The sequence below is a fragment of the Pseudomonas sp. GNP012 genome, assembly GCF_054343835.1.
In genome coordinates this window covers 4,836,487-4,842,500 of the sequence record NZ_JBTGUU010000001.1, presented here as the reverse complement: position 1 = coordinate 4,842,500, position 6,014 = coordinate 4,836,487, and the positions used below count along the sequence as shown (strand labels likewise).

Below are 6,014 nucleotides of genomic sequence, written 5' to 3'. Positions count from 1 at the left end.
AATAGCTCACTAGTCGAGTCGGCCTGCGCGGAAGATGTAACGGGGCTCAAACCATACACCGAAGCTACGGGTATCACCTTCGGGTGATGCGGTAGAGGAGCGTTCTGTAAGCCTGTGAAGGTGAGTTGAGAAGCTTGCTGGAGGTATCAGAAGTGCGAATGCTGACATGAGTAACGACAATGGGTGTGAAAAACACCCACGCCGAAAGACCAAGGTTTCCTGCGCAACGTTAATCGACGCAGGGTTAGTCGGTCCCTAAGGCGAGGCTGAAAAGCGTAGTCGATGGAAAACAGGTTAATATTCCTGTACTTCTGGTTATTGCGATGGAGGGACGGAGAAGGCTAGGCCAGCTTGGCGTTGGTTGTCCAAGTTTAAGGTGGTAGGCTGAGATCTTAGGTAAATCCGGGATCTTAAGGCCGAGAGCTGATGACGAGTTACCTTTTTGGTGACGAAGTGGTTGATGCCATGCTTCCAAGAAAAGCTTCTAAGCTTCAGATAACCAGGAACCGTACCCCAAACCGACACAGGTGGTTGGGTAGAGAATACCAAGGCGCTTGAGAGAACTCGGGTGAAGGAACTAGGCAAAATGGCACCGTAACTTCGGGAGAAGGTGCGCCGGTGAGGGTGAAGGACTTGCTCCGTAAGCCCACGCCGGTCGAAGATACCAGGCCGCTGCGACTGTTTATTAAAAACACAGCACTCTGCAAACACGAAAGTGGACGTATAGGGTGTGACGCCTGCCCGGTGCCGGAAGGTTAATTGATGGGGTTAGCTAACGCGAAGCTCTTGATCGAAGCCCCGGTAAACGGCGGCCGTAACTATAACGGTCCTAAGGTAGCGAAATTCCTTGTCGGGTAAGTTCCGACCTGCACGAATGGCGTAACGATGGCGGCGCTGTCTCCACCCGAGACTCAGTGAAATTGAAATCGCTGTGAAGATGCAGTGTATCCGCGGCTAGACGGAAAGACCCCGTGAACCTTTACTATAGCTTTGCACTGGACTTTGAATTTGCTTGTGTAGGATAGGTGGGAGGCTTTGAAGCGTGGACGCCAGTTCGCGTGGAGCCATCCTTGAAATACCACCCTGGCAACTTTGAGGTTCTAACTCAGGTCCGTTATCCGGATCGAGGACAGTGTATGGTGGGTAGTTTGACTGGGGCGGTCTCCTCCTAAAGAGTAACGGAGGAGTACGAAGGTGCGCTCAGACCGGTCGGAAATCGGTCGTAGAGTATAAAGGCAAAAGCGCGCTTGACTGCGAGACAGACACGTCGAGCAGGTACGAAAGTAGGTCTTAGTGATCCGGTGGTTCTGTATGGAAGGGCCATCGCTCAACGGATAAAAGGTACTCCGGGGATAACAGGCTGATACCGCCCAAGAGTTCATATCGACGGCGGTGTTTGGCACCTCGATGTCGGCTCATCACATCCTGGGGCTGAAGCCGGTCCCAAGGGTATGGCTGTTCGCCATTTAAAGTGGTACGCGAGCTGGGTTTAGAACGTCGTGAGACAGTTCGGTCCCTATCTGCCGTGGACGTTTGAGATTTGAGAGGGGCTGCTCCTAGTACGAGAGGACCGGAGTGGACGAACCTCTGGTGTTCCGGTTGTCACGCCAGTGGCATTGCCGGGTAGCTATGTTCGGAAAAGATAACCGCTGAAAGCATCTAAGCGGGAAACTTGCCTCAAGATGAGATCTCACTGGGACCTTGAGTCCCCTGAAGGGCCGTCGAAGACTACGACGTTGATAGGTTGGGTGTGTAAGCGCTGTGAGGCGTTGAGCTAACCAATACTAATTGCCCGTGAGGCTTGACCATATAACACCCAAGCAATTTGCGTCGGCTCTCTAATCCAGAGCAACCAGATTGCGGTGTGTGAAGACGAAACGAACCGAAAGTTCGAAAGACTCACAAAACACCGAAGCTATCACATACCCAATTTGCTGAAGCGAGGCCAACTGGCCACGACTCAGTACCCGAATTTCTTGACGACCATAGAGCGTTGGAACCACCTGATCCCATCCCGAACTCAGAAGTGAAACGATGCATCGCCGATGGTAGTGTGGGGTTTCCCCATGTGAGAGTAGGTCATCGTCAAGATTAAATTCCGAAACCCCTATCTGCGTATGCAGGTAGGGGTTTTGTTTTTGTCCGCAGAAAAGTCACGGCTACTGGATTTCTATGCAATAGCTCGGCGCGTGGCTATCATGCGGGCCTCATTGTGAGGCGAGACCTGCATGCTGACGTTGTTAAAGCTTCTAAAAGATGGCCGATTCCATTCGGGTCAAGCATTGGGTGCTGCCCTGGGCGTCAGTCGTAGCGCCGTGTGGAAGCAGCTTCAGCATTTAGAAGCTGAGCTGGGATTGTCCATCCATAAAGTTCGTGGGCGCGGCTATCAATTGTCCGCGCCATTAGCGCTGCTCGATTCTTCCGAGATAAGTGCCCGGGCGATTTCTTGCGACTGGCCCGTCCAGGTGTACGATTCAATCGACTCCACGAACGCCGAGGCGCTGCGTGCTATAGAGCGGGGGCAGTCTGCGCCATTTCTTGTGCTTTCGGAGCGGCAGACAGCCGGGCGCGGGCGACGGGGGCGCAAATGGGTCAGTCCCTTCGCAGAAAACGTCTATTACAGCCTGGTGCTGCGCATTGATGGTGGAATGCGCCAGTTGGAGGGCTTGAGTCTCGTCGTTGGGCTCGCTGTTTTGCAGACGTTGCGTGAGCTTGGTATTGCAGCCGCTGGATTGAAGTGGCCCAACGATGTTCTGGTGGGGCAGAAAAAGATCGCTGGAATACTGCTCGAGCTGGTTGGTGACCCTGCTGATGTGTGCCACGTGGTTCTGGGGGTGGGAATCAATGTGAACATGCAGTCCGCTGACGAGGTGGATCAGCAGTGGACCTCCATGCGGCTCGAATCAGGCAAATCGTTTGATCGCAACCAATTGGTCGCTATGTTGGGGGAGATGCTGCAGCGATACCTGGCTCGTCATCAGGCGGGTGGTTTTTTGGCCATTCAGTCAGAGTGGGAGCAAAATCACCTGTGGCAGGGGCGAAGCGTGTCGTTGATTGCCGGTGTCAATCAAATTGATGGTGAGGTGCTTGGTATTGATGGCCAGGGTGCCCTGCGCCTGAAGGTGGATGGTGTGGAGAAAGTCTTCAGTGGTGGTGAATTGAGCCTGAGGTTGCGTGATGATTCTTGAGCTCGATTGTGGGAATAGTTTCATCAAGTGGCGCGTGCTTGCGGCGAATGCCGGGCAAGTGCTTGGTGAGGGGGTTGTCGATTCCAATCTCGCATTGCTTGAGGGGTTGGGGGAGCTCAAAGGGCTTGCCCTCACGTTTTGCCGGCTGGTGAGCGTCAGGACTGCGGAAGAGACCGGTGCGCTGACGTCATTGCTGAAGGATACCTTTGATGTGCCGATAGTGTGCGCAGCGCCTGCTCGCGAAATGTCAGGTGTGCGCAACGGTTATGAAGAGTTTGAGCGGTTGGGCCTGGATCGGTGGCTTGCAATGCTTGGAGGCTTTCATCTGGCTTCAGGTGCGTGCCTGGTGCTCGACTTCGGTACGGCCGTGACTGCTGACTTTATCGCTTCTGATGGAGAGCACCTGGGTGGTTTCATCTGTCCGGGCATGCCGTTGATGCGCAACCAGTTGCGTACCCATACGCGTAAAATTCGTTACGGAGATCTGGCGGCGGAGCAGGCTCTGGAAAGTCTTGTTCCGGGTCGTGCGACTGTCGAGGCTGTCGAGCGTGGTTGTTTGTTGATGTTGCGCGGCTTCGTAATGACTCAGCTCGAGTTGGCGCGCAGCTACTGGGGTGAGGACTTTGTCGTATTCCTCACCGGGGGGGATGCGAGCCTGGTTTCTGAGGTCATGCCTCGGGCCAGGGTGGTTCCGGACTTGGTGTTTGTCGGATTGGCCATGGCCTGTCCCTTGTCCTGAGGTTTTTATGCGTTGGTTGTTTCTGCTGCTGCTTGTCCTCAATGGCTTTTACTACATCTGGCATCAACAAGAGGCTCCGCTGCGCGCGAAGGATGTCACGCCTTTGAGCCTGTATCGCGGGTCCCAGCAGGATATACGTCTGTTGAGCGAAGCGGGTGACGCCTCCAAAGACAAGGCTAAGGCTGTCTCGTCAGGCAATGGCTGCCTTTATCTGGGGGGGTATACGCGCCAGGACGCTGCGCAGGCGGTTGAGCGTCGGTTGAGCGGGATGGAGGTCAAATACCAATCCCTGCCCAGGGGCTCGGAAAGCGCAGGGTATTGGGTGCGTATTGCACCAGAAAGCCGGCGTTGGCTGGACGATCTGCAGCTGCAAAACCTTTCTAAAGAATTCAATGAGTTAAAACATAAAATAATGCCGTGCGAGGGGGTTGCGCCCACTGAGTAGTTTGCATAGAATGGCGCCCGCTCCACAGCGAACACCGGAAACGGTTAACGAAGTGAAGCGAGGTCAACGCAGCTAACCTCAAGATTTAATTGAGAAAATGCTTGACAGAAGGCTGGCATGATGTAGAATGCCGGCTCGCTTAGGAGGGGTTCCCGAGCGGCCAAAGGGATCAGACTGTAAATCTGACGTCTACGACTTCGAAGGTTCGAATCCTTCCCCCTCCACCATTTTAGCGAGAGCTGTAAGCCTCGCGGGTATAGTTTAGTGGTAGAACCTCAGCCTTCCAAGCTGATGATGCGGGTTCGATTCCCGCTACCCGCTCCAAGTTTACAGGTTTTGCGCAGTGTTACGCTCTTGTAGCTCAGTTGGTAGAGCACACCCTTGGTAAGGGTGAGGTCAGCGGTTCAAATCCGCTCAAGAGCTCCATATAACAAGGCAGATATGAAAATATCTGCCTTTGTTTTAGGTGGTTGTGGTTGCGCCTCGTTGTGTTTTCGGGGTTGTCGGTGTCGCAGATGCTGGTGTTGCAATCGGGATTGCCTGGTAAGTGTTGTAAAGTCTTTTTCGGGTCGGCATAATGGTCGGCCTGATTTTGTTTTAGGTCAGTAGCTCAATTGGCAGAGCGACGGTCTCCAAAACCGTAGGTTGGGGGTTCGATTCCCTCCTGACCTGCCAGATTCACCTGGTGTGTCTGGCTTTCTTTTCACAGGATCTTCATAGATGACTCCTAAAGCTGAAGCTCAAGGCTCTCGTTTCGACCTCCTCAAGTGGCTTGTAGTAGTCGCTCTGGTGGTTGTTGGCGTTGTTGGCAATCAGTACTTTTCTGCTTCGCCGATCCTGTACCGCGTACTCGCATTACTTGCCATTGCTGCTGTAGCTGCCTTTGTAGGCCTGCAGACGGCCAAGGGCAAGTCTTTCTTTGTACTGGTTAAGGAAGCTCGCACCGAGATTCGTAAAGTCGTTTGGCCAACTCGCCAAGAAACCACGCAGACCACCCTTATTGTGGTGGCTGTTGTTCTGGTTATGGCGTTGCTGTTGTGGGGGCTTGATTCCCTGCTCGGCTGGCTTGTTTCCTTGATTGTCGGCTAAGGGTGTCCCGTGGCTAAGCGTTGGTATGTTGTGCATGCTTACTCCGGTTACGAGAAGCATGTAATGCGCTCGCTGATCGAGCGCGTAAAGCTGGCCGGTATGGAAGACGGCTTCGGCGAGATTCTGGTTCCCACTGAAGAAGTGGTTGAAATGCGCAATGGCCAGAAGCGCAAAAGCGAACGCAAATTCTTCCCTGGCTACGTGCTGGTGCAGATGGATATGAACGAGGGTACCTGGCACTTGGTCAAGGATACTCCTCGGGTGATGGGTTTCATCGGCGGTACCGCCGACAAGCCCGCACCGATCACCGATAAGGAAGCAGAAGCGATTCTGCGCCGCGTTGCTGACGGTAGCGACAAGCCGAAGCCGAAGACGTTGTTCGAGCCAGGCGAGTCGGTACGTGTCAATGATGGTCCATTCGCGGACTTTACCGGTGTTGTTGAAGAAGTTAACTACGAAAAGAGCCGGATTCAGGTCGCTGTGCTCATTTTCGGTCGCTCTACTCCGGTGGAGCTCGAGTTTAGCCAGGTCGAAAAGGTCTAGCTGAGCAAAA

5 protein-coding genes, 4 tRNA genes and 2 rRNA genes (1 of these 11 running past the window's edge) are annotated in these 6,014 nt (G+C 53.9%); all 11 read left to right on the top strand.

Features of this window, described 5'->3' with window-relative positions; all coding sequences use genetic code 11:
- Positions 1-1,809 (top strand): 23S ribosomal RNA (locus ACXX83_RS21970); it begins 1,085 nt to the left of the window's first position.
- 166 nt (positions 1,810-1,975) lie between these two features.
- A 5S ribosomal RNA gene (rrf, locus tag ACXX83_RS21965) occupies positions 1,976-2,091 on the top strand.
- A 137-nt stretch (positions 2,092-2,228) separates the two neighbouring features.
- Positions 2,229-3,188, top strand: a complete 960-nt coding sequence (gene birA / locus ACXX83_RS21960) for a bifunctional biotin--[acetyl-CoA-carboxylase] ligase/biotin operon repressor BirA (protein WP_458549599.1) — start codon at positions 2,229-2,231, stop codon at positions 3,186-3,188.
- A complete protein-coding gene (locus ACXX83_RS21955) occupies positions 3,178-3,927 on the top strand; it encodes a pantothenate kinase (protein ID WP_458549597.1) in 750 nt (249 codons plus the stop codon). Before birA ends, ACXX83_RS21955 begins: the two co-directional genes overlap by 11 nt.
- Before the next feature lie 7 nt (positions 3,928-3,934).
- Complete coding sequence (locus ACXX83_RS21950; RefSeq protein ID WP_217836498.1) at positions 3,935-4,372, top strand: hypothetical protein; 438 nt, start codon at positions 3,935-3,937, stop codon at positions 4,370-4,372.
- A 142-nt stretch (positions 4,373-4,514) separates the two neighbouring features.
- A tRNA-Tyr gene (locus tag ACXX83_RS21945) sits at positions 4,515-4,599 on the top strand.
- Between the two features lie 23 nt (positions 4,600-4,622).
- Positions 4,623-4,696, top strand: a tRNA-Gly gene (locus ACXX83_RS21940).
- 26 nt (positions 4,697-4,722) lie between these two features.
- Positions 4,723-4,798: transfer RNA gene (locus tag ACXX83_RS21935), tRNA-Thr, on the top strand.
- 173 nt (positions 4,799-4,971) lie between these two features.
- Positions 4,972-5,047 (top strand) — tRNA-Trp (locus tag ACXX83_RS21930).
- A gap of 45 nt (positions 5,048-5,092) precedes the next feature.
- Positions 5,093-5,461, top strand: coding sequence for a preprotein translocase subunit SecE (gene secE, locus ACXX83_RS21925; protein ID WP_102673697.1), 369 nt, complete (start codon positions 5,093-5,095; stop codon positions 5,459-5,461).
- A 9-nt stretch (positions 5,462-5,470) separates the two neighbouring features.
- A complete protein-coding gene (gene nusG / locus ACXX83_RS21920) occupies positions 5,471-6,004 on the top strand; it encodes a transcription termination/antitermination protein NusG (RefSeq protein ID WP_007984405.1) in 534 nt (177 codons plus the stop codon).
- Positions 6,005-6,014 lie beyond the last annotated feature (10 nt).

Excerpts from the sequence above, each read along its gene's own strand:
- birA (WP_458549599.1), top strand. The coding sequence starts at position 2,229 with ATGCTGACGTTGTTAAAGCTTCTAAAAGATGGCCGATTCCATTCGGGT.
- ACXX83_RS21955 (WP_458549597.1), top strand. The coding sequence starts at position 3,178 with ATGATTCTTGAGCTCGATTGTGGGAATAGTTTCATCAAGTGGCGCGTG.
- ACXX83_RS21950 (WP_217836498.1), top strand. The coding sequence starts at position 3,935 with ATGCGTTGGTTGTTTCTGCTGCTGCTTGTCCTCAATGGCTTTTACTAC.
- secE (WP_102673697.1), top strand. The coding sequence starts at position 5,093 with ATGACTCCTAAAGCTGAAGCTCAAGGCTCTCGTTTCGACCTCCTCAAG.